Consider the following 26,566-nt stretch of genomic DNA (forward strand, 5'->3'; position numbering starts at 1 on the left):
GGCCGTACCGTAGGTGCAGGCGTTGTTGCTAAAGTTATCGCTTAATCGCTGATAATTAAGAGCAAAAAAAGGGTGCCTCGGCACCCTTTTTTATTGCCTGAATTTCACGCAAAAAAATATGTCCTCGCATTTGCAATAATAACCATTCTCATTTAAAGTTAGGGTAAGTTTTATGCGAAGTGTGGTTTATATGTACGTGTGTTTGTGTAATTCAGTCAGTGATAAAACAATCAGACAGGCAGTAAGACGTTACCAGCCTCAAACGTTTCAACAGCTCAGAAATTTTGTCCCGGTAGGGACGCAATGTGGCAAATGTGTTCGCGCGGCACGTCAGATAATGGAAGATGAATTACAGCAGATTCCAGAGTTCAAAAACATCGCGTAAAAAATACTTCGATAAAAAATGTGCCTTTTTTTTGACTTACTCTGTACCGGATCTACGCTTTAGATACCGGAACGGAGGAGTTACCTATGAAAGGCGATAAAAAAGTCATTGCACACCTCAATAAACTTCTTGGAAATGAACTGGTTGCTATCAATCAGTATTTTTTGCACGCCCGTATGTTCAAAAACTGGGGGTTAATGCGCCTCAATGGAATCGAGTATCATGAGTCGATAGACGAAATGAAGCATGCAGATATCTACATAGAGCGCATCTTGTTCCTGGAAGGCCTGCCTAACCTGCAAGATCTCGGAAAACTTAATATCGGTGAAGATGTTGAGGAGATGCTGAAATCAGATTTACTTCTCGAATTGGAAGGTGCGAAAGATTTGCGCGAAGCCATTGATTATGCTGACTCCGTTCATGATTACGTCAGCCGCGATATTATGATAACTATTTTGGCCGACGAGGAACATCACATCGACTGGCTGGAAACAGAGATTGAACTGATTGGCCGTATCGGCCTGCAAAACTATATCCAGTCTCAGTTAAAAGAAGAATCGCAGTAAATCCTTAGAATTGAATCGGTAAAGATTACATCAGCCAGAGTTCGTCATTCATCTGGCTGATGTAGATAAGGAAACCCGCCCCAGAAAGGCTTGGGCCAAAAGGAATGAGTTGGTTGATATGATGTGTCCTTTGCCTACACAATGAAAACACGATCCCGCATGATGCCGCTAGTGTACAAACAAGCGGCAGCATTTCCCATCCAACCCAGGCTCCAATAGCTGCGAGCAATTTAAAATCACCGTACCCTATACCCTCATTCCTGGTGAAAATCAGATACAGCCAGTAAAGTCCCCATAATGAAAGATAACCAAACACTGCCCCGTATATAGCAGACTCAGGACGTATCCCGATCCCGGACACACTTAGCACCAACCCTGACCACATTAGCGGTTGAGTGAGCGCATCTGGCAATTGGAGCGTAAAGTAATCAATCATACTGAGGGCTATAAGAAACCATGCCAATACGCAAAGTTGGACCAGGACAACAGGGGTGGGTGCGAAGAAAGAGATACAGAGGAATACCACTCCGCAAGTTACCTCCGACAGGGGATAGTGTACAGAGTTAGGCTCATCACAATAATAACCGCGCCCTCTACGTAGTAACCAACTGACTATGGTGATGTTTGGCCATGGGGCGAATGTATTTTGGCAGAGTGGAGAACAGGATGCTGGAGTTGAGTTATCGACAGTAACATGTGGCTCTTTAAAGTAACCCTCATTAAGACAATGCCGACAGACCACAACCTTCAGATAGCTGCCTAAGATCAATCCGGCGATCAAAGAGGTGGTATGTACGCGGTATGCCAGACAACTAAGGCCCCATATAAAACCTTGCCAGACTTCCTCCATGATTTTTTCCTCCCTCATCCAATGACGATTGCTGGATACTGATTTTGGATTGGTGGCATGAAGAACACTAAAGAATTCAATCTTAACGTTGATTACATTTTGAAACTGATGAGTTGCTCGGCAGATATATGCGGGATGAATTGATGAAAGATGTGAGTAGCAGGTACGGCGAGGGACCTCGATGAAGTGAGCAAAATAAAAGCATGTTGCCGTCATTGCTAGTTGCTTATTCCGACGGTTTACGTATAATGCGCGGGCTTACCTAATATTGGTAAGCCTGATTCAATCTGAATCAGCTGGCCACTGAGGCAACTCGCTGGTCAACAATACTCCCGATATGGGGGTTATGTGAAGAACGATTACACTCTCCCATCAATCGAAATGGGTATGAGGAGTAATCATTTACGTTTAAAATAATTGGAGCTCTGGTCTCATGCAGAACCAAAGAATCCGTATCCGCCTGAAAGCGTTTGATCATCGTTTGATCGATCAATCAACTGCGGAAATCGTTGAGACTGCGAAGCGCACTGGTGCGCAAGTTCGTGGTCCAATCCCGCTGCCGACCCGCAAAGAGCGTTTTACTATTCTGATTTCTCCGCACGTCAATAAAGATGCGCGCGATCAGTATGAAATTCGCACTCATAAGCGTCTGGTTGACATCGTTGAGCCAACCGAGAAAACCGTTGATGCTCTGATGCGTCTGGATCTGGCTGCTGGTGTAGACGTGCAGATCAGCCTGGGTTAATCAGGGTCATTGACGATTGAGAGGTTGAAACAATGATTGGTTTAGTCGGTAAGAAAGTGGGCATGACTCGTATCTTCACAGAAGATGGCGTTTCTATCCCAGTAACCGTTATCGAAATTGAAGCAAACCGCGTTACTCAGGTCAAAGACCTGGACAACGATGGTTACCGTGCTGTGCAGGTTACTACTGGTAGCAAAAAAGCTAACCGTGTAACCAAACCAGAAGCGGGTCACTTCGCTAAAGCTGGCGTTGAAGCTGGCCGCGGTCTGTGGGAATTCCGCCTTGCAGAAGGTGAAGAATTTACTGCAGGTCAGAACATTAGCGTTGAAATTTTCGCAGACGTTAAGAAAGTCGATGTTACCGGTACTTCTAAAGGTAAAGGTTTTGCTGGCACAGTTAAGCGCTGGAACTTCCGTACCCAAGATGCTACCCATGGTAACTCCTTGGCACACCGTGGACATGGTTCAATCGGTCAGAACCAGACTCCAGGTAAAGTGTTCAAAGGTAAGAAAATGGCAGGCCAACTGGGTAACGAACGTGTAACCGTTCAGAGCCTGGATGTAGTACGTGTTGATGCTGAGCGCAACCTGCTACTGGTCAAGGGTGCTGTTCCGGGTGCTACCGGTGGCAACCTGATCGTTAAACCTGCTGTTAAGGCTTAACGTCGAGGAGATAGGAATGGAATTAGTAGTGAAAGACGCGCAAAGCGCGCTGACTGTTTCCGAAACTACCTTCGGGCGTGATTTCAATGAAGCGCTTGTACACCAGGTCGTTGTTGCTTATGCAGCAGGTGCCCGTCAAGGTACTCGCGCTCAGAAGACCCGTGCTGAAGTAACTGGTTCCGGTAAAAAACCTTGGCGTCAGAAAGGTACTGGCCGTGCGCGTGCAGGTTCTGTAAAGAGCCCAATCTGGCGTTCCGGTGGTGTAACCTTCGCTGCAAAGCCACAGGACCACAGTCAAAAAGTAAATAAAAAGATGTACCGCGGCGCGCTGAAAAGCATTCTGTCCGAACTGGTACGTCAAGATCGTCTGATCGTTGTCGAAACGTTCTCTGTAGAAGCGCCTAAAACTAAGCTGCTGGCACAGAAACTGAAAGACATGGCTCTGGAAGACGTGCTGATTGTAACTGGCGAAGTCGACGAGAATCTGTTCCTGGCCGCACGTAACCTGTACAAGGTTGACGTTCGCGATGTAGCAGGTATCGATCCAGTAAGCCTGATCGCCTTCGACAAAGTGGTTATGACTGCTGACGCTGTGAAGCAAGTTGAGGAGATGCTGGCATGATTCGTGAAGAACGTCTGCTGAAAGTGCTGCGCGCGCCGCACGTTTCTGAAAAAGCTTCTACCGCGATGGAAAAGAACAACACCATCGTACTCAAAGTTGCCAAAGACGCGACTAAAGCAGAAATCAAAGCTGCGGTTTCGAAACTGTTTGAAGTCGAAGTCGAAGACGTAAACACCTTGCTGGTTAAAGGCAAAGTGAAACGTCAGGGTCAGCGTGTTGGTCGTCGTAGCGACTGGAAAAAAGCTTACGTCACCCTGAAAGAAGGCCAGAATCTGGACTTCATCAGCGGCGCTGAGTAAGTCGGAGGAGTAAGAAACAATGGCAATTGTTAAATGTAAACCTACATCTCCGGGTCGTCGCCACGTTGTTAAAGTGGTTAACCCTGAGCTGCATAAGGGTAAACCTTTTGCCCCGCTGCTTGAAAAACTGAGCAAAAGCGGTGGCCGTAACAACAATGGCCGTATCACCACCCGTCATATCGGTGGTGGCCACAAACAGCATTACCGTCTTGTTGACTTCAAACGCAACAAAGATGGCATCGCTGCAGTGGTTGAGCGTCTGGAGTACGATCCGAACCGTTCCGCGAACATCGCGCTGGTTCTGTACAAAGATGGCGAACGCCGTTACATCCTGGCGCCGAAAGGCCTGAAAGTAGGTGATCAGATCCAATCTGGTGTTGATGCTGCAATCAAGACAGGTAACACCCTGCCTATGCGCAACATCCCAGTAGGTTCAACGGTTCACAACGTAGAAATGAAACCAGGTAAAGGCGGCCAGATGGCTCGCTCAGCTGGTGCCTACGTTCAGATCGTTGCTCGTGACGGTTCCTACGTGACTCTGCGTCTGCGCTCTGGCGAAATGCGTAAAGTTCAGATTGATTGCCGCGCCACCTTAGGTGAAGTCGGTAACTCTGAACACATGCTTCGCGTTCTGGGTAAAGCAGGTGCAAGTCGTTGGCGTGGTATTCGTCCTACCGTTCGCGGTACTGCGATGAACCCAGTCGATCACCCACACGGTGGTGGTGAAGGTCGTAACTTTGGTAAGCACCCGGTAACCCCGTGGGGCGTTCAAACCAAAGGTAAGAAGACCCGTAGCAACAAGCGTACTGATAAATTCATTGTACGTCGCCGTAGTAAAAAATAATTAGAGGATAAGCCATGCCACGTTCTCTCAAGAAAGGTCCTTTTATTGACCTGCACTTGCTGAAGAAGGTAGAGAAAGCGGTGGAAAGCGGTGACAAGAAGCCTTTGCGCACTTGGTCCCGTCGTTCAACGATCTTTCCTAACATGATCGGTTTGACCATCGCTGTCCATAATGGTCGTCAGCACGTACCAGTGTTCGTTTCCGATGAAATGGTCGGTCACAAACTGGGTGAATTCGCGCCGACTCGTACTTATCGCGGCCATGCGGCTGATAAAAAAGCTAAAAAGCGCTAAGGTAGGAGGAAGAGATGGAAACTATAGCTAAACATCGCCACGCTCGTTCTTCTGCTCAGAAGGTTCGCCTTGTTGCAGACCTGATCCGCGGTAAGAAAGTGTCGCAAGCTCTGGAAACTTTGGCCTACACCAACAAGAAAGCTGCTGGTCTGGTTAAGAAGGTGCTGGAGTCTGCCATTGCTAACGCAGAACACAACGATGGCGCTGACATCGATGATCTGAAAGTCACGAAGATTTTCGTAGACGAAGGCCCAAGCATGAAGCGCATTATGCCGCGTGCTAAAGGTCGTGCAGATCGCATCCTGAAGCGCACCAGCCACATTACTGTGGTTGTGTCCGATCGCTGAGACTCTGGAGACTAGCAATGGGTCAGAAAGTACATCCTAATGGTATTCGCCTAGGTATTGTCAAACCTTGGAATTCTACTTGGTATGCAAATACCAAAGATTTCGCTGACAACCTGGACAGCGACTTTAAAGTTCGCCAGTTCCTGACTAAGGAATTAGCGAAAGCTTCCGTTTCTCGCATCGTTATCGAGCGTCCAGCGAAGAGCATCCGTGTGACTATTCACACCGCTCGTCCTGGCATCGTTATCGGCAAGAAAGGTGAAGATGTCGAAAAACTGCGTAAGGTCGTAGCGGATATCGCTGGCGTTCCTGCGCAGATTAACATCGCCGAGATCCGTAAACCGGAACTGGACGCTAAATTGGTTGCTGACAGCATCACTTCACAGCTGGAACGTCGCGTTATGTTCCGTCGTGCTATGAAGCGTGCTGTACAGAACGCAATGCGTCTTGGCGCTAAAGGTATCAAAGTTGAAGTAAGCGGCCGCCTTGGCGGTGCTGAAATCGCGCGTACCGAATGGTACCGTGAAGGTCGTGTTCCGTTGCATACACTGCGTGCGGATATCGATTACAACACATCTGAAGCGCACACCACTTACGGTGTAATCGGCGTTAAGGTATGGATCTTCAAAGGTGAGATCCTGGGTGGTATGGCTGCAGTTGAACAACCGGAACCGGCTGCTCAACCTAAAAAGCAGCAGCGTAAAGGCCGCAAGTAAGGAGAGTCGCTGATGTTACAACCAAAGCGTACAAAATTCCGTAAGGTGCACAAGGGCCGCAACCGTGGTCTTGCGCAAGGTACGGATGTGAGCTTCGGCACTTACGGTCTGAAAGCTGTTGGCCGTGGTCGTCTGACTGCTCGTCAAATTGAAGCAGCACGTCGTGCGATGACCCGTGCAGTTAAGCGTCAAGGTAAGATCTGGATCCGAGTATTCCCGGACAAACCGATCACCGAGAAACCGCTCGAAGTTCGTATGGGTAAAGGTAAAGGCAACGTAGAGTATTGGGTTGCTTTGATTCAGCCTGGTAAAGTCCTGTATGAAATGGACGGTGTGCCTGAAGAGCTGGCTCGTGAAGCCTTCCAGCTGGCAGCAGCCAAACTGCCTATCAAAACCACCTTTGTAACTAAGACGGTGATGTAATGAAAGCACAAGAGCTGCGCGAAAAAAGCGTGGAAGAGCTGAACACTGAGTTGCTGAACCTTTTGCGTGAGCAGTTTAACCTGCGCATGCAAACGGCAAGCGGCCAGTTGCAGCAAACACACCTGTTGAAACAAGTGCGTCGTGATGTTGCACGTGTGAAAACTTTACTGACTGAAAAGGCGGGTGCGTAATGACTGATAAGATCCGTACTCTGCAGGGTCGTGTAATCAGTGACAAAATGGAGAAATCCATCGTTGTTGCGATTGAGCGTGTGGTGAAGCACCCAATTTACGGGAAATTCATCAAACGTACGACCAAATTGCACGTACATGACGAGAACAATGAATGTGGTATCGGTGACGTTGTTGAAATCAGCGAATGCCGTCCACTGTCTAAGACTAAGTCTTGGACCTTGGTTCGCGTTGTAGAGAAAGCGATTCTGTAATACAGTAGCGCTTCTCAAAAATAGATAAACGGCTCATGCACGTGAGCCGTTTATTTTTTCTACCCATAGTCGGGAACCGGTGTTATAATGCCGCGCCCTCATATTGTGGGGATTTCTTAATGACCTATCCTGGGTCCTAAGTTGTAGTTGACATTAGCGGAGCACTAACATGATCCAAGAACAGACTATGCTGACCGTGGCCGACAACTCCGGTGCACGTCGCGTAATGTGTATCAAGGTTCTAGGTGGCTCGCACCGTCGCTACGCAGGCGTCGGCGACATCATCAAAATTACCATCAAGGAAGCAATTCCTCGCGGTAAGGTGAAGAAAGGCGATGTGCTGAAGGCGGTAGTGGTGCGCACCAAGAAGGGTGTTCGTCGCCCGGACGGTTCTGTCATTCGCTTCGATGGTAATGCTTGCGTTATTTTAAACAATAACAGCGAACAGCCAATCGGCACGCGTATTTTTGGGCCGGTAACTCGTGAACTGCGTAATGAGAAGTTCATGAAAATTATCTCTCTGGCACCAGAAGTACTCTAAGGAGCGAAACCATGGCAGCGAAAATCCGTCGTGATGACGAAGTTATCCTGCTTACCGGTAAAGATAAAGGTAAGCGCGGTAAAGTAAAAAATGTCCTGACTTCTGGTAAGGTCATTGTTGAAGGTATCAACCTGGTTAAGAAACATCAGAAGCCTGTACCGGCCCTGAACCAACCAGGTGGCATCGTTGAAAAAGAAGCTGCAATTCCGGTTTCTAACGTTGCTCTCTTCAACACGGCTACTGGCAAGGCGGACCGTGTAGGCTTTAGATTCGAAGACGGCAAAAAAGTACGTTTCTTCAAGTCTAACAGCGTAACTATCAAGTAATTTGGAGTAGTACGATGGCGAAACTGCATGATTACTACAAAGACGATGTCGTAAAAAAACTCATGGCTGAGTTTGGTTACAATTCTGTCATGCAAGTCCCTCGGGTCGAGAAGATCACCCTGAACATGGGTGTTGGTGAAGCGATCGCTGACAAGAAACTGCTGGATAACGCAGCAGCTGACCTGGCAGCAATCTCCGGTCAAAAACCGTTGATCACCAAAGCACGCAAATCAGTTGCAGGCTTCAAAATCCGTCAGGGCTATCCGATCGGCTGTAAAGTAACCCTCCGCGGCGAACGCATGTGGGAGTTCTTTGAGCGTCTGGTCTCCATTGCTGTACCACGTATTCGTGACTTCCGCGGCTTGTCTGCTAAGTCTTTCGATGGTCGTGGTAACTACAGCATGGGCGTGCGTGAACAGATCATCTTCCCGGAAATCGATTATGATAAAGTCGATCGCGTTCGTGGTTTAGATATTACTATCACCACTACTGCGAAATCCGATGATGAAGGCCGTGCATTGCTGACAGCCTTTAACTTCCCGTTCCGCAAGTAAGGCAGGGTTACTAATGGCTAAGCAATCCATGAAAGCACGCGAAGTCGTTCGCGTAAAACTGGCTGATAAATACCGCGCTAAACGCGAGGAATTGAAAGCTATTATCTCTGGTGTGAACTCATCCGACGAAGATCGTTGGGATGCGGTTCTTAAGCTGCAGTCTCTGCCGCGTGATTCCAGCCCGTCTCGTCAGCGTAACCGCTGCCGTCAAACTGGTCGTCCGCATGCTTTCCTGCGGAAGTTCGGGTTGAGCCGTATTAAGGTCCGTGAAGCCGCTATGCGCGGTGAAATTCCGGGTCTTAAAAAGGCTAGCTGGTAATTGTCACCAATTGAATCACGGGAGTAAAGACAGATGAGCATGCAAGATCCGATCGCGGATATGCTGACCCGTATCCGTAACGGTCAAGCCGCGAACAAAGTTGCGGTCACCATGCCTTCCTCCAAGCTGAAAGTGGCTATTGCCAACGTGCTGAAGGAAGAAGGCTATATTGAAGAATTTAAAATCGAAGGCGACGCCAAACCTGAACTGGAATTAGTACTGAAGTACTTCCAGGGCAAGGCAGTGGTAGAAAGCATTCAACGTATCAGCCGTCCTGGTCTGCGCATCTACAAGAAAAAAGATGAGCTGCCAAAAGTTATGGCCGGTATGGGTATCGCTGTTATTTCTACCTCTAAAGGTGTTATGACTGATCGTTCAGCTCGCCAGGCTGGTCTTGGTGGCGAGATTATCTGCTACGTAGCTTAATCGGGAGGAAAGCATGTCTCGTGTTGCAAAAGCACCCGTCGTCATTCCTGCCGGCGTAGAGGTAAAACTCAACGGTCAGGTTATTTCGATTAAGGGTAAAAACGGCGAGCTGTCACGTACTATCCATGACGCCGTTGTTGTTAAACAGGAAGAAAATACACTGACTTTCGGTCCAAACGAAGGTTTTGTAGACGGATGGGCCCAAGCGGGTACCACTCGTGCACTGTTGAACTCAATGGTTATAGGTGTTACCGACGGCTTCACTAAAAAGCTTCAATTGGTAGGTGTTGGTTATCGTGCTGCTGTTAAAGGCAACGTGGTGAATTTAGCCTTAGGCTTCTCTCACCCGGTCGATCACCAATTGCCGGAAGGCGTTACTGCAGAATGTCCGACCCAGACTGAAATCGTGCTGAAAGGCGCTGATAAACAAGTCATTGGTCAGGTTGCTGCAGATTTACGTGCCTACCGTCGTCCTGAGCCTTATAAAGGCAAGGGTGTCCGTTACGCCGACGAAGTCGTGCGTACCAAAGAGGCTAAGAAGAAGTAAGGTAACACTATGGATAAGAAATCTGCTCGTATCCGTCGTGCGACCCGCGCACGCCGCAAGCTCAAGGAATTGGGTGCGACTCGCCTGGTGGTACATCGTACCCCGCGTCATATTTACGCACAGGTCATCGCTCCAAACGGTTCCGAAGTATTAGTTGCTGCATCTACTGTAGAAAAAACTATTACTGAGCAACTGAAGTATACCGGCAACAAAGATGCTGCCACTGCTGTAGGTAAAGCTATCGCAGAACGCGCATTGGAAAAAGGGATCACGAAAGTATCCTTTGACCGTTCCGGTTTCCAATATCATGGTCGAGTCCAGGCACTGGCAGATGCTGCCCGTGAAGCTGGCCTTCAGTTCTAAGGAAGAGGTTTAAGATGGCTCACATCGAAAAACAAGCTGGCGAACTGCAGGAAAAGCTGATCGCGGTAAACCGCGTATCTAAAACCGTAAAAGGTGGCCGTATCTTCAGCTTTACCGCACTGACAGTAGTTGGTGATGGTAACGGTCGCGTTGGTTTTGGCTACGGCAAAGCACGCGAAGTTCCGGCAGCGATCCAGAAAGCGATGGAAAAAGCCCGTCGCAACATGATGAATGTCGCGCTGAACAGCGGCACCCTGCAGCATCCTGTTAAAGGTGCTCATACGGGTTCCCGTGTGTTCATGCAGCCGGCTTCCGAAGGTACCGGTATTATCGCCGGTGGTGCAATGCGCGCCGTCCTGGAAGTTGCAGGGGTACATAACGTATTGGCTAAAGCTTATGGTTCTACAAACCCGATCAACGTGGTTCGTGCAACTATTGATGCTCTGGCAAATATGAAATCCCCACAAATGGTCGCTGCCAAGCGTGGTAAATCCGTTGAAGAAATTCTGGGGTAATTAACCATGGCAAAGACTATTAAAGTTACACAAACTCGCAGTTCCATTGGCCGTCTGCCGAAGCATAAAGCTACTCTGCTGGGCCTGGGTCTGCGTCGTATTGGTCACACCGTTGAGCGCGAGGATACTCCTGCTGTACGCGGTATGATCAACCTGGTTTCCTACATGGTTAAGGTTGAGGAGTAAGAGATGCGTTTAAATACTCTGTCTCCGGCTGATGGTGCCAAACAAGCGCCTAAGCGTGTAGGTCGTGGTATTGGTTCTGGCCTGGGTAAAACCGCTGGTCGTGGTCACAAAGGTCAGAACTCACGTTCTGGCGGTGGCGTACGTCGTGGTTTTGAAGGTGGTCAGATGCCTTTATATCGTCGTTTGCCGAAATTCGGCTTCACCTCCCGCAAAGCTATGATTACGGCAGAAGTACGTCTGTCTGAACTGGCTCTGGTGGAAGGCGACGTGATCGACCTGAACGCGCTGAAAGCCGCTAACGTAGTTGGTATCCAGATCGAATTCGCGAAAGTAATCCTTTCAGGCGAAGTCGGTCGTGCGGTAACTCTGCGTGGTTTGCGTGTCACCAAAGGCGCTCGTGTTGCTATCGAAGCTGCTGGCGGTAAAATTGAGGAATAAGTAGCAGATGGCTAAGCAACCGGGGTTAGATTTCCAAAGTGCCAAGGGTGGACTAGGCGAACTGAAGCGCAGACTTTTGTTTGTTATCGGTGCGCTGATTGTTTTCCGTATCGGCTCTTTTATTCCGATCCCTGGTATTGATGCCACTGTACTTGCCAAATTGCTCGAACAGCAAAGAGGCACCATCATTGAAATGTTTAACATGTTCTCTGGTGGCGCCCTTAGCCGTGCTTCTATCTTTGCTCTGGGAATCATGCCGTACATTTCGGCATCGATAATTATCCAGCTGTTAACAGTGGTTCATCCAGCGTTAGCAGAAATAAAGAAAGAAGGGGAGGCTGGCCGTCGTAAGATTAGCCAGTACACCCGTTACGGTACGCTGGTATTGGCTGTGTTCCAGTCGATTGGTATTGCTACCGGTCTTCCGAACATGCCTGGTATGCAGGGCCTGGTGTTAAATCCAGGCTTTGCGTTCTACTTTACTGCAGTTGTTAGCTTGGTTACCGGGACAATGTTCCTAATGTGGCTGGGTGAGCAGATTACTGAAAGAGGTATCGGTAACGGTATTTCAATCATTATTTTTGCCGGTATCGTAGCGGGTCTCCCGCCAGCAGTTGCCCATACAATCGAACAAGCTCGGCAAGGCGACCTGCACTTCCTCCTGTTGCTGTTGGTTGCAGTTTTAGTGTTTGCAGTGACTTTCTTTGTGGTGTTTGTTGAACGTGGTCAACGTCGTATCGTCGTTAACTACGCTAAACGTCAACAAGGTCGTCGTGTCTATGCAGCACAGAGCACGCACTTACCGTTGAAAGTGAATATGGCTGGTGTTATTCCTGCTATCTTCGCTTCCAGCATCATTCTGTTCCCTGCCACGATTGCATCATGGTTTGGGGGCGGGACTGGTTGGAACTGGCTGACTACGATTTCGCTGTATTTGCAGCCTGGACAACCGCTTTATGTGTTACTCTATGCGACTGCAATCATCTTCTTCTGTTTCTTTTATACTGCGTTGGTGTTCAACCCGCGTGAGACAGCAGATAACCTGAAGAAGTCCGGTGCATTTGTACCAGGAATTCGTCCGGGAGAGCAAACGGCGAAGTACATCGATAAAGTAATGACTCGTTTAACCTTAATCGGTGCGATGTATATTACTTTCATCTGCCTTATCCCGGAGTTCATGCGTGACGCGATGAAAGTTCCATTCTACTTTGGTGGTACTTCACTACTCATCGTGGTCGTCGTCATTATGGACTTTATGGCTCAAGTGCAAACTCTGATGATGTCAAGTCAGTACGAGTCTGCATTGAAGAAAGCAAACCTGAAAGGCTATAACCGCTAATCAGGTGCGTTTGAGAAGTTACGGAGAGTAAAAATGAAAGTTCGTGCTTCCGTCAAGAAATTATGTCGTAACTGCAAAATTGTTAAGCGTAACGGTATCGTTCGCGTAATCTGCAGCGCAGAACCGAAGCATAAACAGCGTCAAGGCTGATTATCTCGCATATTTTTCTTGCAAAGTTGGGTTGAGCTGGCTAGATTAGCCAGCCAATCTTTTGTATGTAAGCAGCAACACTATTTGAGTATCCTGAAAACGGGCTTTTCAGAATGGTGTTGCCGTATATAAATAGTAGGAGTGCATAGTGGCCCGTATAGCAGGCATTAACATTCCTGATCAGAAACATACCGTGATCGCATTAACTTCGATCTACGGCATCGGCAAAACCCGCTCACAGTCTATCTGTGCTGCATCCGGTATTGCTGAAAATGTTAAGATCAGTGAGCTGTCTGAAGAGCAAATCGAAAAACTGCGTGACGAAGTTGCCAAGTTCATTGTTGAAGGTGATCTGCGTCGTGAAGTCACCCTGAGCATCAAGCGTCTTATGGACCTTGGAACTTATCGTGGTTTGCGTCATCGTCGTGGTCTTCCAGTACGCGGTCAGCGTACCAAGACTAACGCACGTACCCGTAAGGGTCCGCGTAAACCGATCAAGAAATAATCGGGGTGATTGAATAAATGGCAAAGGCACCTGTTCGTACACGTAAACGTGTAAGAAAACAAGTCTCTGACGGCGTGGCTCATATCCATGCTTCTTTCAACAACACCATTGTTACCATTACCGATCGTCAGGGTAATGCTTTGGGTTGGGCAACAGCTGGTGGTTCCGGTTTCCGTGGTTCTCGTAAATCCACTCCGTTCGCAGCTCAGGTTGCAGCAGAGCGCTGCGCAGATGCAGTGAAAGAATACGGTATCAAGAATCTGGAAGTTATGGTTAAAGGACCTGGTCCTGGTCGTGAGTCTACTATCCGCGCGTTAAACGCGGCTGGTTTCCGCATCACTAATATTACTGATGTGACTCCTATCCCTCATAACGGTTGTCGTCCGCCGAAAAAGCGTCGCGTATAACGCTGCTTTTAGGTTTGTTGGAGAGAGAAAATGGCAAGATATTTGGGTCCTAAGCTCAAGCTTAGCCGTCGTGAGGGCACAGATTTATTCCTTAAATCTGGCGTTCGCGCGATCGATACCAAGTGTAAAATTGAACAAGCTCCTGGTCAGCATGGTGCGCGTAAACCGCGTCTGTCTGATTACGGTGTACAGTTACGTGAAAAGCAAAAAGTTCGCCGTATCTTCGGTGTTCTTGAGCGTCAGTTCCGTAACTATTATAAAGAAGCAGCACGCCTGAAAGGCAACACCGGTGAAAACCTGTTGCAACTCCTGGAAGGTCGTTTGGACAACGTTGTTTATCGTATGGGCTTCGGCGCTACTCGTGCGGAATCGCGCCAGTTAGTTAGCCACAAAGCTATCATGGTAAACGGTCGCGTTGTTAACATCGCTTCTTATCAGGTATCTCCGAATGACGTTGTCAGCATCCGAGAGAAAGCTAAAAAGCAATCTCGCGTGAAGGCCGCTTTGGAGTTGGCTGAACAGCGTGAAAAGCCGACTTGGCTTGAAGTTGATGCTGCTAAGATGGAAGGTGTGTTCAAGCGTATGCCTGAACGTACTGATCTGTCTTCCGACATTAACGAACACCTGATCGTCGAGCTTTACTCTAAGTAAAGCTTAGTACCAAAGAGAGGACACAATGCAGGGTTCTGTGACAGAGTTTCTAAAACCGCGCCTGGTAGATATCGAGCAAGTCAGTTCGACGCACGCCAAGGTGACCCTTGAGCCTTTAGAACGTGGCTTTGGCCATACTTTAGGCAACGCACTGCGCCGTATTCTGCTTTCATCCATGCCGGGTTGCGCGGTGACCGAGGTTGAGATTGATGGTGTACTACATGAGTACAGCACCAAAGAAGGCGTACAGGAAGATATCCTGGAAATCCTGCTCAACCTGAAAGGGCTGGCGGTGAGAGTTCAAGGGAAAGATGAAGTTATTCTTACCCTGAATAAGTCTGGCATTGGCCCTGTGACTGCAGCCGACATTACCCATGATGGTGATGTCGAAATCGTCAAGCCGCAACATGTCATTTGCCACCTGACCGATGAAAACGCTGCTATTAGCATGCGTATCAAAGTTCAACGTGGTCGTGGTTATGTACCGGCGTCTGCCCGAATTCATTCGGAAGAAGATGAGCGCCCAATTGGTCGTCTGTTAGTAGATGCATGCTACAGCCCTGTAGAGCGAATTGCCTACAATGTTGAAGCAGCGCGTGTAGAACAGCGTACCGATTTGGACAAGCTGGTTATCGAAATGGAAACCAACGGCACGATCGATCCTGAAGAGGCGATCCGTCGTGCGGCAACCATTCTTGCTGAACAACTTGAAGCTTTCGTTGATTTACGTGATGTACGTCAACCGGAAGTCAAAGAAGAGAAGCCGGAATTCGATCCAATCCTGCTGCGCCCTGTTGACGATCTGGAATTGACTGTCCGCTCTGCTAACTGCCTTAAGGCAGAAGCAATCCACTACATCGGTGATCTGGTACAGCGTACCGAGGTTGAGTTACTTAAAACACCTAACCTGGGTAAAAAATCTCTTACTGAGATCAAAGACGTACTTGCGTCCCGTGGTTTGTCACTAGGCATGCGCCTGGAAAACTGGCCACCAGCAAGTATTGCTGACGAGTAACCGGATCACAGGTTAAGGTTTTACTGAGAAGGATAAGGTCATGCGCCATCGTAAGAGTGGTCGTCAACTGAACCGTAACAGCAGCCACCGACAGGCTATGTTCCGTAACATGGCCGGCTCTTTGGTTCGTCATGAGATCATCAAGACGACCCTGCCGAAAGCGAAAGAGCTGCGTCGCGTTGTTGAGCCGCTGATTACTCTTGCCAAGACCGACAACGTTGCAAATCGTCGTCTGGCATTCGCCCGTACTCGTGATAACGAGATCGTGGCAAAACTGTTTAATGAACTGGGCCCGCGTTTCGCGAGCCGTGCCGGTGGTTACACTCGTATTCTTAAGTGTGGCTTCCGTGCAGGCGACAATGCGCCGATGGCATACATCGAGCTCGTTGATCGTGCAGAGTCAAAAGCAGAAGTAGCAACTGCTGAATAATCTGTAGATGCATGAAAAAACCGGGCTTGCCCGGTTTTTTTACATCCAAAATTCGTCCTACTCCTTTCAAAACCTCCCTATATTTATCCCATCCAGAATTAATCTGTTATTCGCGCTATGCTAACGGAATGAATTCTGGGAGATCGCAGAGGTCATAGTTATGTTTCTTATTGATCAATGGGTTGAAAAACACATCAAGGATGCCAGTGATAACGGTGAGTTTGATAACTTAGCTGGCAGGGGCAAACCACTGGTTTTAGATGACGATAGTGCTGTACCTGAAGAGCTGCGAACCGCTTATCGTATTCTGAAAAATGCAGGATACTTACCTCCCGAACTACAAGACAAGAAGGAAGCTATCGAGTTAGATCATATGCTGAAAAGCGTGATACCTGATAATCCCGAGTATTGTGTCATTAACAGAAGGCTTCAACTTCTCAAGTTGCGACTACAGCAGGCGGGCATTAGTATGGATTTTCTTGATGGTCGCTACCAACATGAGCTAAATAAAAAGTTTAATGGTGATTAATTATGTTCAAAATCGGTGAATTGGCCAGGCTCGCCAATGTCTCTAACGACACCATTCGCTACTATGAAAAACAGGGAATGATGAGCTCAACGGTGCGTAATGGCTCAGGGTATCGCCAGTACGATGACAGTGACCTGCAGAGACTGCGTTTCATTCGTTATGCAAAATCGACCGGATTTACACTTGAAGCAATAAAGGAGCTGCTTTCAATCCGTATCGATCCAGCGCACCACACTTGTCAGGAGTCGAAGTCCATTGTAGAAGAACGACTTGCCGAGGTGGAGCTTAAACTTAAGGAACTGATGCAGATGCGAGAATCGTTACAGAGGTTGAGCAAAGCCTGCTGCGGCTCAGCTCATTCCAGCGTCAGTTGTTCAATTTTAGAAGCATTAGAGGATGGGGCTGGGAAGGTGGCATAAAAACCGCTTTCGAAGAAGGGATGAAGGCAGTATGATTCGCTGGCATTTTATGCAGTGATCTTTTTTTACACAGAGGAATCTATGAGTAACTATAAGCATCAAAGAGGCACAATTCAGGATAATGCATTGCAAGCACTTTTACATGACCCACTGTTTAAGCAACGCATTGAAAAGAACCAGAAAGGGAAAGGCAGTTACCGCCGTAAAGAAAAGAATGGGAAAGGAAGTTATCTGGAGGGCAGTGTTAAGTGTTCGTTCGAATATTCAACACTGCCCTTCTTAAAGCAGGGTAATTTAGTGCACTGAGTTCGTTAGAATTTCGGTGTCTGTTGTTCTTTCAATAAGTCGCGTATTTCAGCTAACAGTGTTTCTTCAGCCGTCGGCTTCGGTGGTGCAGCTGGCACATCTTCCTTTTTACGACGCATTTTATTCATGAACGTAATTGCGCAGAAGATAGCTAATGCGACGATAATGAAGTCAAAAATATTCTGGATGAAGACACCGTAATGCATTACAACTGCGGGTACGGTTCCCTGAGCTTCTCTGAGCACTAACGCAAACTGTTTAAAGTCTACCCCGCCAATCAGCAAGCCCAGCGGTGGCATAATAATATCAGCGACCAGCGATGATACGATTTTCCCAAAAGCAGCACCGATGATCACACCAACGGCCAGGTCAACCACGTTGCCTCGCATGGCAAACTCACGAAACTCTTTCATAAAACTCATAAAACTCTCCTTGGCAAATTCAACAATTGTGTCAAACAAAGTAAAGACCATTTGCAGCATCTTCGCTACAAAACTTATCTTCATAACTCTAATTAATCCAAAAAGTCATACCCATTGATGCTCTATAAGAAGAACGGACTCGGCTGGAATAACCGTTCTACATCCCTCACAAACTTCTTATCGGTTATGAACATCACTACATGATCGCCTTGTTGGATCCTGCTGTTTCCGTTAGCAATAATCACTTCATTACCACGTACAATTGCGCCAATTGTTGTGCCCGGCGGCAACTTAATTTGTTCGACCGTGCGGCCAACAACTTTAGATGTGGTTTCATCGCCGTGAGCGATCGCTTCGATGGCTTCGGCAACACCACGACGCAATGATGACACACTGACAATGTCAGCTTTTCGGACATGGCCCAGCAATGCTGAGATGGTGGCTTGCTGCGGCGAAATCGCAATATCGATAACGCTCCCCTGGACAAGGTCGACGTAGGCACTGCGTTGGATTAAGACCATTGCTTTCTTCGCGCCCATGCGTTTTGCCAGCATCGCGGACATGATATTGGCCTCATCGTCGTTGGTGATGGCAATAAAGACATCGACCTGTTCGATGTGCTCCTCAGCCAGCAGCTCCTGGTCCGAAGCATCACCGTAAAACACAATCGTGTCCTGCAAGAGTTCCGCGAGTTCTGCCGCGCGTTGTTGATCGCGTTCAATCAATTTAACGCTGTAATTTTTCTCGAGCCTTTGTGCAAGACCCGCACCAACGTTACCACCACCGACGATCATGATACGTTTGTACGGTTTCTCAAGCCGCTGAAGCTCACTCATTACGGCACGAATATGTTGAGATGCTGCGACGAAGAATACTTCATCACCGGCTTCAATAATCGTAGAACCCTGAGGGCGGATAGGGCGTTCCTGGCGGAAGATTGCTGCCACTCGGGTTTCAATATGAGGCATGTGTTCGCGCATTGATGAGAGCGCGTTCCCTACTAATGGGCCACCGTAATAGGCTTTCACCGCTGCAATACTGACTTTGCCCTCGGCGAAGTTAACCACCTGAAGCGCACCAGGGTATTCAATTAGCTTATAGATGTAGTCAGTGACTAATTGCTCAGGAGAAATCAGATGGTCGATAGGGACGGCTTCAGGGTGGAAAAGCTTCTCTGATTCGCGGATATATTCTGTCGAGCGAATACGGGCAATACGGTTAGGCGTGTTAAACAGCGAATAGGCTATCTGACAGGCCACCATATTGGTTTCATCTGAATTGGTGACTGCAACCAGCATATCGGCATCTTCCGCGCCGGCTTCACGCAAAACGCGAGGATGGGAACCGTGGCCCTGAACGACACGCAGATCAAATTTATCCTGAAGCTGACGCAAACGAACTGTATTGGTATCTACAACGGTTATATCGTTGTTTTCACCTACCAGGTTTTCGGCGAGTGTCCCGCCAACCTGCCCGGCGCCGAGAATGATTATTTTCATATGACTCTCTGCTTTGCCTTAAAAGTATCAGCCTAAGAAGTAAACGCTAGTGCAAACGTTTAACTTTTAATCAGTTTAGCGTAATAGAAACCGTCGCCATCTTCAGCGTGCGGAAGATTTTGTCGGCCTGGCTTTTCCGCTGTACCTGTTTCGACCAGCGTCGCGTCAGGATGCGTCTCTAAAAATGCAGTAATTTGTTCACTGTTTTCGTCAGGCAGAATGGAACAGGTTGCATATACCATCACACCCTGGCTTTTCAGGCGTGGCCAAACGGCCTCCAGGATTTCTTTCTGCAACATGGCCAGTTCAGCAATATCACTATCACGGCGCAGCCATTTAATATCAGGATGCCGACGAATAACGCCGGTTGCCGAACAAGGTGCATCGAGCAGGATACGATCGAAGATGCGGTCACCCGCCCAACTCTGCGGCTCGCGGCCATCACCCTGTTTGACTTCCGCACTGAGTTTCAGACGCTGAAGATTCTCATGAACGCGTTTAAGGCGTTGCTCATCCACATCTACAGCTAACACCTGTGCTTTCGGCGCAGCTTCCAAGATATGCGTGGTTTTTCCGCCCGGTGCGCAACACAAATCGAGGATCATCTCGCCATCTTGAGGATCCAGCAGATCAACGCTGCCTTGTGCCGACGCATCCTGAACGGTTACCCATCCCTCTGCGAATCCCGGAAGCAGATTTACCTGACAAGGTGTCACGAGACGTAACGCATCGCGATATTCTGCATGGGGAACCGCCTCAATCTGTGCTTCATTCAATAAATCCAAATATTGATCACGGGTATGATGCAGACGATTGACACGCAGCCACATCGGAGGCCTTTGGTTATTGGCATCAACGATATTCTCCCATTCTGTGGGATAGGCTTTTTTCAGACGTTTTAGCAACCAGCTCGGGTGAAGATGGCGGCTGTCGTTGTTGGACATTCGCGGAAGTAGTTCTTCCTGCTGCCGCTGGAACTGACGCAGGACACCGTTGACCAGGCCCTTGAGTTGCGGCCGTTTAAGAGCAACGGCACCCTCAACGGTCTCCGCCAAGATGGCATGGGCGGGAATGCGTGTATGTATTAGCTGATATAAGCCAACCATGAGCAAATAATGCAGGGTTCGCTGTTTGCCGGTGAGTGGTTTCGCCATCAGTTGCTGCAAACACCATTCGAGTTGAGGCAATACCCGGAGCGTGCCGAAACAGAGTTCCTGTAGTAACCCGCGGTCTTTATCTGAGATATTTTTCTGTAAACCGGGCAGAACAGTAGAAAGTGACAAACCTTTGTCTAACACCTGGCTAATAGCTTGAGCTGCAATACTTCGAAGATTATAGGCTGTTTTCATAGTCAAAGAAGCTGACCAGTGTCAGCATTATCATGGAGATAAGCCCGACATTAAGCCGGGCATAGTCATAATGGTCAGGCTATACGGGTGCCTGCGGTAAACCATTCACGACGAGAGTTCAGCAAGTCCTGAGCGGACATTGCCTTTTTACCTGAAGGCTGTAGTTGGGTGATATTCAGAACACCTTTAGCGGTCGCAATCTGAATTCCCTTTTTATCTGCGGCAACAATCGTTCCCGGCAGCGCACTACTTTCATCAGCTAAACATTCTGCCTGCCAGACTTTTACCGGCTGATCGTCAATCATGAAAAAGCTGACGGGCCATGGATTAAATGCGCGAATGCAGCGTTCAAGCTGCTCAGCAGACAGCGACCAGTCCAAACGCGCCTCTTCTTTGCTAAGTTTCTCAGCATAGGTAACGTGCTTTTCATCCTGAACTTCTGGTCGGGCAGTGCCGCTTGCCAGTTGATTCAGAGTTTCTAGCATGCCTGACGGGCCGAGCTCTGCCAGCTTATTATAAAGCGATGCACTGGTGTCTTCAGGCAGAATATCGCACTCAACTTTGTGTAGCATGTCACCGGTGTCCAGGCCCACATCCATTTGCATGATAGTGATACCGGTTTTAGCATCGCCCGCCCAGAGTGAACGCTGAATAGGCGCAGCCCCACGCCAGCGCGGCAGCAGTGAGCCATGGACGTTGATACAGCCCAGTTTAGGCATTTCAAGCACGGCTTTAGGTAGAATCAGTCCGTACGCGACAACCACCATGACGTCTGCTTCTAGTTCAGAAACCAGCTGCTGATTTTCTTCAGGGCGTAGAGACTTAGGCTGAAAGACGGGGATGTTGTTGGCTTCTGCCAGCACTTTTACCGGGCTTGCCGTCAGTTTATTTCCGCGTCCGGCAGGGCGATCGGGTTGCGTGAAAACACCAACGACCTGATGTTCAGATGTCAAAAGCGCGTCAAGATGACGCGCTGCAAAATCGGGGGTACCTGCAAATATAATCCGCAAAGCAGTGTCCTGTAATAGACGAATATTAGTCAGCCCGGGCGTTCAGCTTGGCCATCTTTTCCATTTTCTGACGGATGCGCTGACGTTTCAGTGGAGACAAGTAATCCACAAACAGTACGCCTACCAGATGATCCATTTCGTGTTGAATACAAATTGCCAGCAGATCATCCGCTTCAAGCTCAAAGCTCTTGCCTTCGCGATCGAGTGCACGGATTTTGACTTTCTCAGCACGCGGAACAAGCGCACGCTGATCAGGAATCGACAGACAACCTTCCTCAATCCCGGTTTCGCCGCTTTTTTCCAGCAATTCAGGATTGATGAGAACCAGACGTTCGTCGCGGTTTTCGGAAACGTCGATAACGATTATCCGCTGATGGATATTGACCTGAGTCGCAGCCAGGCCAATGCCTTCCTCTGCATACATCGTTTCAAACATATCATCCACGATTTGCTGGATTTTGGCGTCAACTTCTTTGACCGGTTTTGCAGTAATGCGAAGCCGCTCGTCTGGGAAATGTAATATCTGTAATACGGACATATTTTTCTGGATCTTTATTCAAATGATTGAAGATATATAGACTCTATTCTAGACATTTTCAGCTCCGATTGACAGCATCCTGTGCCAATTGAATCAGTCGCTGGAAGGCATTGAGCGGAGCGGAGTTATGACATTACAGGAAGTATGGATTCGTTTGTCGGTGGTTAAACGCCTTGATGCACGTCGCGCAGAGGCAATCATTCGGGCTCTCTTCAGCCATGGGAATTATTCAGAGTCTGAGCTATTTTGCTGCGGGCTCCTGCCGGAGCAGATTACGGATTTTCTAACGCTCAATGCGCAATGGATCTCAGCGTCTCTGAAATGGCTGGAACGTAATAACTGTCATCTCGTGACGTATAACAGTCAGCTCTATCCTCCTCTGCTCTCACAGATATCGTCACCTCCGTTAGTTTTGTTTGTCGAGGGGCAGCCTGATTTATTGTCTTCACCTCAGTTAGCTATGGTCGGGAGCCGCCATTTCACCCACTACGGCGAGCAATATGCGCAGGTTTTTGCGGGCGGATTGGTCAGCAGCGGTTTCACTGTCACCAGTGGTCTGGCCCTGGGTATTGATGGTATCAGCCATAAAGCGACGCTCGATGCAGAGGGAAAAACCGTTGCCGTGCTGGGAAGTGGATTAATGAATCGCTACCCACCGCATCACTCGGCGCTCGCAGATCGCATTCTTGAACAGGGCGGTGCATTAGTTTCTGAGCATTTAGTGACGATGCCTCCCGTCGCCGCCAACTTCCCACGTCGTAATCGGATCATCAGTGGCCTGAGTGCCGGCGTTCTTGTGGTTGAAGCCACATTGCGAAGCGGATCGCTGATCACTGCTCGTTATGCGCTGGAACAGGGAAGAGAAATCTTTGCTTTGCCCGGACCGCTGGGGAGTCAGACGTCTGAGGGAACGCACTGGCTCATCCGGCAGGGGGCGTATCTGGTCACAGAACCCAACGATATCGCCGAGCATATTGGCAGCGGGCTGACGTGGTTTCCGGCCATCACGACATCGCCAGCTGGCAAAATTCCAGTGAATGAGAAAATTTATCCTTCTGAGGCGATTTTTTGTGCGCAAGATGACGAAGTTGAATTGCCATTTGCTGATGTGTTGGCTAACGTAGAATATGAGGTGACATCTGTTGACGTCGTCGCCGAACGTGCCGGCCAACCTGTGCCAGAAGTGGTAGGTAAACTACTCGAACTGGAGTTAGCAGGATGGATCGCAGCTGTACCCGGCGGCTATGTCCGAATTAAGAGGGCAGGCCATGTTCGACGTACTAATGTACTTATTTGAAACTTACATTCACAACGAAGCGGAGATGAATGTTGACGAGGATAGGTTAACGGATGACTTGACCGAAGCTGGTTTCCACCGGGCTGATATTCACAATGCGCTGAATTGGCTTGAAAAACTTGCGGATATGCAAGAGGGTGGTACCCCATCTTACATGCTGGATTCCGATCCTTCAGCATTACGAGTCTACACCGATGAGGAAACGAACCGGTTAGATTGCACATGTCGTGGTTTTTTATTGTTCCTGGAACAGATCAAAGTGTTGAACTTCGATACCAGGGAGATGGTTATCGATCGTGTTATGGCTCTGGACACTGAAGAATTCGATCTCGAAGATCTTAAGTGGGTGGTGCTGATGGTTCTCTTTAATATTCCCGGATATGAAAGTGCATATCAGCAAATGGAAGAGCTGTTATTTGAAGTTAATGAAGGTTATCTGCATTAAGGGATAACGGGTAAAACAAAGCGTATGACAAAAGCAGCACTTTTTGCTGACAAGCAAAATGAATCCTGTCCGGAATGCGGGGCCGGCTTGGTGATCCGTAGTGGTCGCCACGGCCCTTTTCTCAGTTGTTCTTCTTATCCAGCCTGTCAGTATATCCGCCCGCTAAAAGCTCAGGCCGACGGACATATCGTTAAGGTGTTGGACGGCCAGCTTTGCCCCAAATGTGAATCGACACTTGTTTTGCGTCAGGGACGTTATGGCATGTTTATTGGCTGTAGCCAATATCCGGAGTGTGATCATATAGAAGTGATCGACAAACCCGAAGAAACGAGTCTGAGTTGTCCGCAGTGTGGCAAAGGCCATCTGTTACAACGGAAGTCGCGTTTTGGTAAAGTCTTCCATGCATGCGATCGCTACCCTGATTGCCAGTTTGCGATTAATAATAAACCCGTTGCAGGCGAATGCGCGCAATGCCATTACCCGTTGCTAATGGAAAAGAAAACCGCGCAAGGTATTAAGTTATTTTGTGCCAGCAAATTATGCGGTAAAGCCGTAGAAACGTAAGATAATACAAAAATGAATAAAGAAGTTAACGACTCATTTCGCACAGTGCTTGCAGCATTGCAGAAACAGCAAGTGATTGCATATCCAACCGAGGCGGTTTTTGGCCTTGGGTGCGATCCGGACAGTGAAAGTGCAGTAGAAGCACTGTTGGCGCTGAAAAAACGTCCTAAAGATAAAGGGCTGATTCTCATCGCGGATAATTATGAGCAGCTCCTTCCTTATATAGATGACTCGTCCCTGACCGGGCAACAACGTCAGACGATACATTCATCATGGCCTGGACCTGTAACCTGGGTGATGCCAGCGAGGGCATCTACGCCAGACTGGCTGACGGGGCGTTTCTCTTCACTCGCCGTGCGCGTTACTGATCATCCTTTAGTGAAAGAGCTCTGCCAGAAATTCGGCAAGCCACTGGTATCGACCAGCGCCAACCTCAATGGGCAGCCTCCCTGTCGTGTTGCAGAAGAAGTCCGCCTACAATTTGGAAAGAATTTCCCCGTCCTGGCAGGTCAAGTCGGCGGAAGGGAAAATCCATCAGAAATTCGGGATGCCCTTACCGGCAACCTTATTCGTCAAGGCTAAGGAACAAAGGTCATGCCAACTTTTGCGGTATTTGGGAATCCCATCAGTCATAGCAAATCCCCACGGATTCACGAACTCTTCGCCAGGCAGACAGGCCTAGAACATACCTATGGGACGATACTGGCACCGCACGAAGAATTCGAAGAAACACTGAGATCCTTTTTCCACGGAGGAGCCCGGGGTGCAAATATTACCGTGCCTTTCAAAGAACGTGCTTTTGCCGAGTCCGATGAACTCACCGATCGCGCAGCACTTTCTGGCGCGGTGAATACTCTGAAGAAGCTGGAAGACGGTCGCCTACTTGGTGATAACACTGACGGTATCGGGATGCTGAGCGATCTCGAACGTCTGAATCTTATCAGAAGTAGTGATCGGGTTTTGTTGGTGGGGGCCGGTGGGGCTGCCCGGGGGGTTATCCTTCCTTTACTGTCCTATGGTTGTTCTGTCGTCGTCACTAACCGTACCTTTGAGCGGGCGCAGCATTTAAGCCATATCTTTGAAAGCAGGGGCGAGATTCAGGCCATTGCTCTAAATGATCTGAAAAGCGAATCTTTCGATCTGATTATTAATGCCACTGCTTCAGGTATCAAAGGCGAGATCCCGGCGATCCCGAAAGAGGTCTTAACCCCGCAGACCCGTATTTACGACATGTACTATCAGGCTGGCCCGACACCCTTTATAGAGTGGGCTCAAAAGAACGGCGTAACCGAGTATGCGGATGGATTAGGGATGCTGGTGGGTCAGGCTGCCCATGCATTCCAGCTATGGCATGGCGTAATGCCTGACATCGAACCCGTGCTGGCGCAATTGCAGAAAGATTTACTGGGCTGAGAATGGAACCTGAGAGGGCTTTATTGACCTTCAGGTTCCCGGACGGGTTCTTATTGCTCTTCTGAAAGATACACATCTTTCCAGGTAACATAGTTATTAGAAGAGTAAGTTAATCCAGCCAGCTCTTCAGACGTCAACTCCCGAATCTGTTTTACAGGGCTTCCTAAATAGAGATAGCCACTTTCGAGGCGTTTTCCGGGAGGCACCAGGCTTCCTGCCCCAATCATAACGTCATCTTCAATGATCGCCCCATCCAGCAATATAGATCCCATTCCCACCAGAACGCGGCTTCCGATCGTACAACCATGCAGCATAGCTTTGTGTCCGACCGTCACATCCTCACCAATAATAAGAGGATAGCCTTCAGGGTTGTGGCGCGACTGGTGGGTGACATGTAGCACGCTTCCATCCTGCACATTGGTTCGACAGCCGATAACGACATGATTCACATCACCACGAATAACAACCAAGGGCCAGATACTGACGTCGTCCGCAAGAGCGACATCTCCAATGACAACGCTGGAAGGGTCAACCATGACCTTTTCTCCCAGAGTTGGCATTAATCCCTGATATGCACGTAAAGCCTGAGACATTTGTAATTACCTCATAATTGAGTTTTAACACTGGCAATATAGTTCGGGTGAGATGAAATACCAATTCATCGGCGGCAAGATTGGTGTTAAAACACGCGGATCGGGTGAGATCTCCGCGAAGGGGTGGAAAAACACGCAGTCGATCCTTTTATTCGAAATTAATGCTTGTGCAAAAAATTCGGATCCCTATAATGCCGCTCCATCGACAGGGAACAACGTGAACAACATCACGAAGTAACCGGGTCGGGAAAGATTAAAAACAGCGGCATCCGG

The 26,566-nt window shown here is 48.6% G+C and carries 45 protein-coding genes; 38 read left to right on the forward strand and 7 right to left on the reverse strand.

What is annotated here, in order from left to right; translation table 11 throughout:
- Window positions 1–190: 190 nt before the first annotated feature.
- Window positions 191–385, forward strand: coding sequence for a bacterioferritin-associated ferredoxin (gene bfd, locus TU92_RS16215; RefSeq protein ID WP_056778102.1), 195 nt, complete (start codon window positions 191–193; stop codon window positions 383–385).
- Between the two features lie 86 nt (window positions 386–471).
- On the forward strand, window positions 472–951 hold the full coding sequence (gene bfr / locus TU92_RS16220; protein WP_112168252.1) for a bacterioferritin: 480 nt from the start codon (window positions 472–474) through the stop codon (window positions 949–951).
- A 25-nt stretch (window positions 952–976) separates the two neighbouring features.
- On the opposite strand, the gene TU92_RS22630 is transcribed toward bfr, so the two are convergent.
- Window positions 977–2,017, reverse strand: a complete 1,041-nt coding sequence (locus TU92_RS22630; protein WP_112168253.1) for a prepilin peptidase — start codon at window positions 2,015–2,017, stop codon at window positions 977–979.
- Window positions 2,018–2,234: 217 nt separating this feature from the next.
- Between TU92_RS22630 and rpsJ the strand changes: the two genes are divergently transcribed.
- The 31 genes from rpsJ (at window position 2,235) to TU92_RS16380 (ending at window position 17,163) form a co-directional block, all read left to right on the forward strand.
- A complete protein-coding gene (gene rpsJ / locus TU92_RS16230) occupies window positions 2,235–2,546 on the forward strand; it encodes a 30S ribosomal protein S10 (RefSeq protein ID WP_009639175.1) in 312 nt (103 codons plus the stop codon).
- Between the two features lie 32 nt (window positions 2,547–2,578).
- Window positions 2,579–3,208 carry a 50S ribosomal protein L3 gene (gene rplC, locus TU92_RS16235; RefSeq protein WP_056778020.1) on the forward strand — a complete coding sequence of 210 codons (630 nt, stop codon included), beginning with the start codon at window positions 2,579–2,581 and terminating at the stop codon, window positions 3,206–3,208.
- Between the two features lie 16 nt (window positions 3,209–3,224).
- Window positions 3,225–3,830, forward strand: coding sequence for a 50S ribosomal protein L4 (gene rplD, locus TU92_RS16240; protein ID WP_009639177.1), 606 nt, complete (start codon window positions 3,225–3,227; stop codon window positions 3,828–3,830).
- Window positions 3,827–4,129, forward strand: coding sequence for a 50S ribosomal protein L23 (rplW, locus tag TU92_RS16245; RefSeq protein ID WP_056778023.1), 303 nt, complete (start codon window positions 3,827–3,829; stop codon window positions 4,127–4,129). The genes rplD and rplW overlap by 4 nt, the downstream gene beginning before the upstream one ends.
- Before the next feature lie 19 nt (window positions 4,130–4,148).
- Window positions 4,149–4,973: a 50S ribosomal protein L2 gene (rplB, locus tag TU92_RS16250; RefSeq protein WP_112168254.1), complete on the forward strand. Its 825-nt coding sequence runs from the start codon at window positions 4,149–4,151 to the stop codon at window positions 4,971–4,973.
- A 14-nt stretch (window positions 4,974–4,987) separates the two neighbouring features.
- On the forward strand, window positions 4,988–5,266 hold the full coding sequence (rpsS, locus tag TU92_RS16255) for a 30S ribosomal protein S19 (RefSeq protein WP_004929772.1): 279 nt from the start codon (window positions 4,988–4,990) through the stop codon (window positions 5,264–5,266).
- Window positions 5,267–5,280: 14 nt separating this feature from the next.
- A complete protein-coding gene (rplV, locus tag TU92_RS16260; protein WP_004391423.1) occupies window positions 5,281–5,613 on the forward strand; it encodes a 50S ribosomal protein L22 in 333 nt (110 codons plus the stop codon).
- A gap of 17 nt (window positions 5,614–5,630) precedes the next feature.
- A complete protein-coding gene (rpsC, locus tag TU92_RS16265) occupies window positions 5,631–6,329 on the forward strand; it encodes a 30S ribosomal protein S3 (protein WP_104923583.1) in 699 nt (232 codons plus the stop codon).
- 12 nt (window positions 6,330–6,341) lie between these two features.
- On the forward strand, window positions 6,342–6,752 hold the full coding sequence (gene rplP, locus TU92_RS16270) for a 50S ribosomal protein L16 (protein WP_009639183.1): 411 nt from the start codon (window positions 6,342–6,344) through the stop codon (window positions 6,750–6,752).
- Complete coding sequence (gene rpmC / locus TU92_RS16275; RefSeq protein ID WP_013573692.1) at window positions 6,752–6,943, forward strand: 50S ribosomal protein L29; 192 nt, start codon at window positions 6,752–6,754, stop codon at window positions 6,941–6,943. The genes rplP and rpmC overlap by 1 nt, the downstream gene beginning before the upstream one ends.
- Entirely contained in the window at window positions 6,943–7,197 is a 255-nt protein-coding gene (gene rpsQ, locus TU92_RS16280; RefSeq protein ID WP_014333604.1) for a 30S ribosomal protein S17, read from the forward strand. The genes rpmC and rpsQ overlap by 1 nt, the downstream gene beginning before the upstream one ends.
- Window positions 7,198–7,366: 169 nt before the next feature.
- Window positions 7,367–7,738 (forward strand): 50S ribosomal protein L14, encoded by a 372-nt coding sequence (gene rplN / locus TU92_RS16285; protein ID WP_008457164.1) that lies wholly within the window; start codon window positions 7,367–7,369, stop codon window positions 7,736–7,738.
- 11 nt (window positions 7,739–7,749) lie between these two features.
- Complete coding sequence (gene rplX, locus TU92_RS16290) at window positions 7,750–8,064, forward strand: 50S ribosomal protein L24 (protein ID WP_056778037.1); 315 nt, start codon at window positions 7,750–7,752, stop codon at window positions 8,062–8,064.
- A 14-nt stretch (window positions 8,065–8,078) separates the two neighbouring features.
- A complete protein-coding gene (rplE, locus tag TU92_RS16295) occupies window positions 8,079–8,618 on the forward strand; it encodes a 50S ribosomal protein L5 (RefSeq protein ID WP_013573695.1) in 540 nt (179 codons plus the stop codon).
- A 13-nt stretch (window positions 8,619–8,631) separates the two neighbouring features.
- Window positions 8,632–8,937, forward strand: a complete 306-nt coding sequence (gene rpsN / locus TU92_RS16300; protein WP_013573696.1) for a 30S ribosomal protein S14 — start codon at window positions 8,632–8,634, stop codon at window positions 8,935–8,937.
- Window positions 8,938–8,970: 33 nt separating this feature from the next.
- Window positions 8,971–9,363, forward strand: coding sequence for a 30S ribosomal protein S8 (gene rpsH / locus TU92_RS16305; protein ID WP_112168255.1), 393 nt, complete (start codon window positions 8,971–8,973; stop codon window positions 9,361–9,363).
- A 13-nt stretch (window positions 9,364–9,376) separates the two neighbouring features.
- Complete coding sequence (rplF, locus tag TU92_RS16310) at window positions 9,377–9,910, forward strand: 50S ribosomal protein L6 (RefSeq protein WP_112168256.1); 534 nt, start codon at window positions 9,377–9,379, stop codon at window positions 9,908–9,910.
- A 9-nt stretch (window positions 9,911–9,919) separates the two neighbouring features.
- Window positions 9,920–10,273: a 50S ribosomal protein L18 gene (rplR, locus tag TU92_RS16315; protein ID WP_034793671.1), complete on the forward strand. Its 354-nt coding sequence runs from the start codon at window positions 9,920–9,922 to the stop codon at window positions 10,271–10,273.
- A 14-nt stretch (window positions 10,274–10,287) separates the two neighbouring features.
- Window positions 10,288–10,788, forward strand: a complete 501-nt coding sequence (gene rpsE / locus TU92_RS16320; RefSeq protein ID WP_013573700.1) for a 30S ribosomal protein S5 — start codon at window positions 10,288–10,290, stop codon at window positions 10,786–10,788.
- Between the two features lie 6 nt (window positions 10,789–10,794).
- Window positions 10,795–10,974 carry a 50S ribosomal protein L30 gene (rpmD, locus tag TU92_RS16325; protein WP_013573701.1) on the forward strand — a complete coding sequence of 60 codons (180 nt, stop codon included), beginning with the start codon at window positions 10,795–10,797 and terminating at the stop codon, window positions 10,972–10,974.
- Window positions 10,975–10,977: 3 nt separating this feature from the next.
- Window positions 10,978–11,412: a 50S ribosomal protein L15 gene (rplO, locus tag TU92_RS16330; RefSeq protein WP_056778046.1), complete on the forward strand. Its 435-nt coding sequence runs from the start codon at window positions 10,978–10,980 to the stop codon at window positions 11,410–11,412.
- Window positions 11,413–11,419: 7 nt separating this feature from the next.
- Entirely contained in the window at window positions 11,420–12,751 is a 1,332-nt protein-coding gene (gene secY / locus TU92_RS16335) for a preprotein translocase subunit SecY (protein ID WP_034793668.1), read from the forward strand.
- A 33-nt stretch (window positions 12,752–12,784) separates the two neighbouring features.
- On the forward strand, window positions 12,785–12,901 hold the full coding sequence (rpmJ, locus tag TU92_RS16340; protein WP_012768118.1) for a 50S ribosomal protein L36: 117 nt from the start codon (window positions 12,785–12,787) through the stop codon (window positions 12,899–12,901).
- Between the two features lie 148 nt (window positions 12,902–13,049).
- Window positions 13,050–13,406, forward strand: a complete 357-nt coding sequence (gene rpsM / locus TU92_RS16345) for a 30S ribosomal protein S13 (RefSeq protein ID WP_013573704.1) — start codon at window positions 13,050–13,052, stop codon at window positions 13,404–13,406.
- 17 nt (window positions 13,407–13,423) lie between these two features.
- The gene (gene rpsK, locus TU92_RS16350; protein WP_004929731.1) at window positions 13,424–13,813 is read left to right on the forward strand and encodes a 30S ribosomal protein S11; all 390 of its coding nucleotides are present in this window, start codon (window positions 13,424–13,426) and stop codon (window positions 13,811–13,813) included.
- A 30-nt stretch (window positions 13,814–13,843) separates the two neighbouring features.
- A complete protein-coding gene (rpsD, locus tag TU92_RS16355) occupies window positions 13,844–14,464 on the forward strand; it encodes a 30S ribosomal protein S4 (protein WP_056778049.1) in 621 nt (206 codons plus the stop codon).
- A 25-nt stretch (window positions 14,465–14,489) separates the two neighbouring features.
- Window positions 14,490–15,479 carry a DNA-directed RNA polymerase subunit alpha gene (locus TU92_RS16360; protein WP_002919219.1) on the forward strand — a complete coding sequence of 330 codons (990 nt, stop codon included), beginning with the start codon at window positions 14,490–14,492 and terminating at the stop codon, window positions 15,477–15,479.
- A gap of 40 nt (window positions 15,480–15,519) precedes the next feature.
- Window positions 15,520–15,909 (forward strand): 50S ribosomal protein L17, encoded by a 390-nt coding sequence (rplQ, locus tag TU92_RS16365; protein WP_013573706.1) that lies wholly within the window; start codon window positions 15,520–15,522, stop codon window positions 15,907–15,909.
- A 160-nt stretch (window positions 15,910–16,069) separates the two neighbouring features.
- On the forward strand, window positions 16,070–16,438 hold the full coding sequence (locus tag TU92_RS16370) for a DnaJ family domain-containing protein (protein WP_112168257.1): 369 nt from the start codon (window positions 16,070–16,072) through the stop codon (window positions 16,436–16,438).
- Between the two features lie 2 nt (window positions 16,439–16,440).
- The gene (gene zntR / locus TU92_RS16375) at window positions 16,441–16,857 is read left to right on the forward strand and encodes a Zn(2+)-responsive transcriptional regulator (RefSeq protein ID WP_112168258.1); all 417 of its coding nucleotides are present in this window, start codon (window positions 16,441–16,443) and stop codon (window positions 16,855–16,857) included.
- Window positions 16,858–16,938: 81 nt separating this feature from the next.
- Window positions 16,939–17,163 (forward strand): alternative ribosome-rescue factor A, encoded by a 225-nt coding sequence (locus tag TU92_RS16380; RefSeq protein ID WP_112168259.1) that lies wholly within the window; start codon window positions 16,939–16,941, stop codon window positions 17,161–17,163.
- Window positions 17,164–17,168: 5 nt separating this feature from the next.
- On the opposite strand, the gene mscL is transcribed toward TU92_RS16380, so the two are convergent.
- From mscL to def, 5 genes are all read right to left on the reverse strand, one after another.
- Window positions 17,169–17,585, reverse strand: coding sequence for a large-conductance mechanosensitive channel protein MscL (gene mscL, locus TU92_RS16385; RefSeq protein WP_112168260.1), 417 nt, complete (start codon window positions 17,583–17,585; stop codon window positions 17,169–17,171).
- Between the two features lie 122 nt (window positions 17,586–17,707).
- Window positions 17,708–19,084, reverse strand: a complete 1,377-nt coding sequence (gene trkA / locus TU92_RS16390; protein ID WP_112168261.1) for a Trk system potassium transporter TrkA — start codon at window positions 19,082–19,084, stop codon at window positions 17,708–17,710.
- Between the two features lie 59 nt (window positions 19,085–19,143).
- On the reverse strand, window positions 19,144–20,433 hold the full coding sequence (gene rsmB, locus TU92_RS16395; protein ID WP_112168262.1) for a 16S rRNA (cytosine(967)-C(5))-methyltransferase RsmB: 1,290 nt from the start codon (window positions 20,431–20,433) through the stop codon (window positions 19,144–19,146).
- 74 nt (window positions 20,434–20,507) lie between these two features.
- Window positions 20,508–21,467 (reverse strand): methionyl-tRNA formyltransferase, encoded by a 960-nt coding sequence (fmt, locus tag TU92_RS16400; RefSeq protein WP_208640494.1) that lies wholly within the window; start codon window positions 21,465–21,467, stop codon window positions 20,508–20,510.
- A gap of 1 nt (window position 21,468) precedes the next feature.
- Window positions 21,469–21,981 (reverse strand): peptide deformylase, encoded by a 513-nt coding sequence (gene def / locus TU92_RS16405; RefSeq protein WP_112168264.1) that lies wholly within the window; start codon window positions 21,979–21,981, stop codon window positions 21,469–21,471.
- Between the two features lie 127 nt (window positions 21,982–22,108).
- On the opposite strand from def, the gene dprA reads away from it, so the two are divergent.
- From dprA to aroE, 5 genes are read left to right on the forward strand one after another with little or no spacing between them, the layout of a single operon-like run.
- Window positions 22,109–23,278, forward strand: a complete 1,170-nt coding sequence (gene dprA / locus TU92_RS16410; RefSeq protein ID WP_112168265.1) for a DNA-protecting protein DprA — start codon at window positions 22,109–22,111, stop codon at window positions 23,276–23,278.
- Complete coding sequence (locus TU92_RS16415; protein ID WP_112168266.1) at window positions 23,250–23,723, forward strand: DUF494 family protein; 474 nt, start codon at window positions 23,250–23,252, stop codon at window positions 23,721–23,723. Before dprA ends, TU92_RS16415 begins: the two co-directional genes overlap by 29 nt.
- 24 nt (window positions 23,724–23,747) lie before the next feature.
- The gene (locus tag TU92_RS16420; RefSeq protein ID WP_112168267.1) at window positions 23,748–24,287 is read left to right on the forward strand and encodes a DNA topoisomerase family protein; all 540 of its coding nucleotides are present in this window, start codon (window positions 23,748–23,750) and stop codon (window positions 24,285–24,287) included.
- Between the two features lie 12 nt (window positions 24,288–24,299).
- Window positions 24,300–24,869, forward strand: coding sequence for an L-threonylcarbamoyladenylate synthase type 1 TsaC (tsaC, locus tag TU92_RS16425; RefSeq protein WP_112168268.1), 570 nt, complete (start codon window positions 24,300–24,302; stop codon window positions 24,867–24,869).
- A 12-nt stretch (window positions 24,870–24,881) separates the two neighbouring features.
- Window positions 24,882–25,700: a shikimate dehydrogenase gene (gene aroE, locus TU92_RS16430; protein WP_112168269.1), complete on the forward strand. Its 819-nt coding sequence runs from the start codon at window positions 24,882–24,884 to the stop codon at window positions 25,698–25,700.
- A 50-nt stretch (window positions 25,701–25,750) separates the two neighbouring features.
- Here the strand turns inward: aroE and TU92_RS16435 are convergent, their stop codons facing one another.
- Window positions 25,751–26,293, reverse strand: a complete 543-nt coding sequence (locus TU92_RS16435; RefSeq protein WP_112168270.1) for a gamma carbonic anhydrase family protein — start codon at window positions 26,291–26,293, stop codon at window positions 25,751–25,753.
- Window positions 26,294–26,566 lie beyond the last annotated feature (273 nt).

It is taken from the genome of Rahnella inusitata (genome assembly GCF_003263515.1).
Classification (GTDB): Bacteria; Pseudomonadota; Gammaproteobacteria; order Enterobacterales; family Enterobacteriaceae; genus Rahnella; species Rahnella inusitata.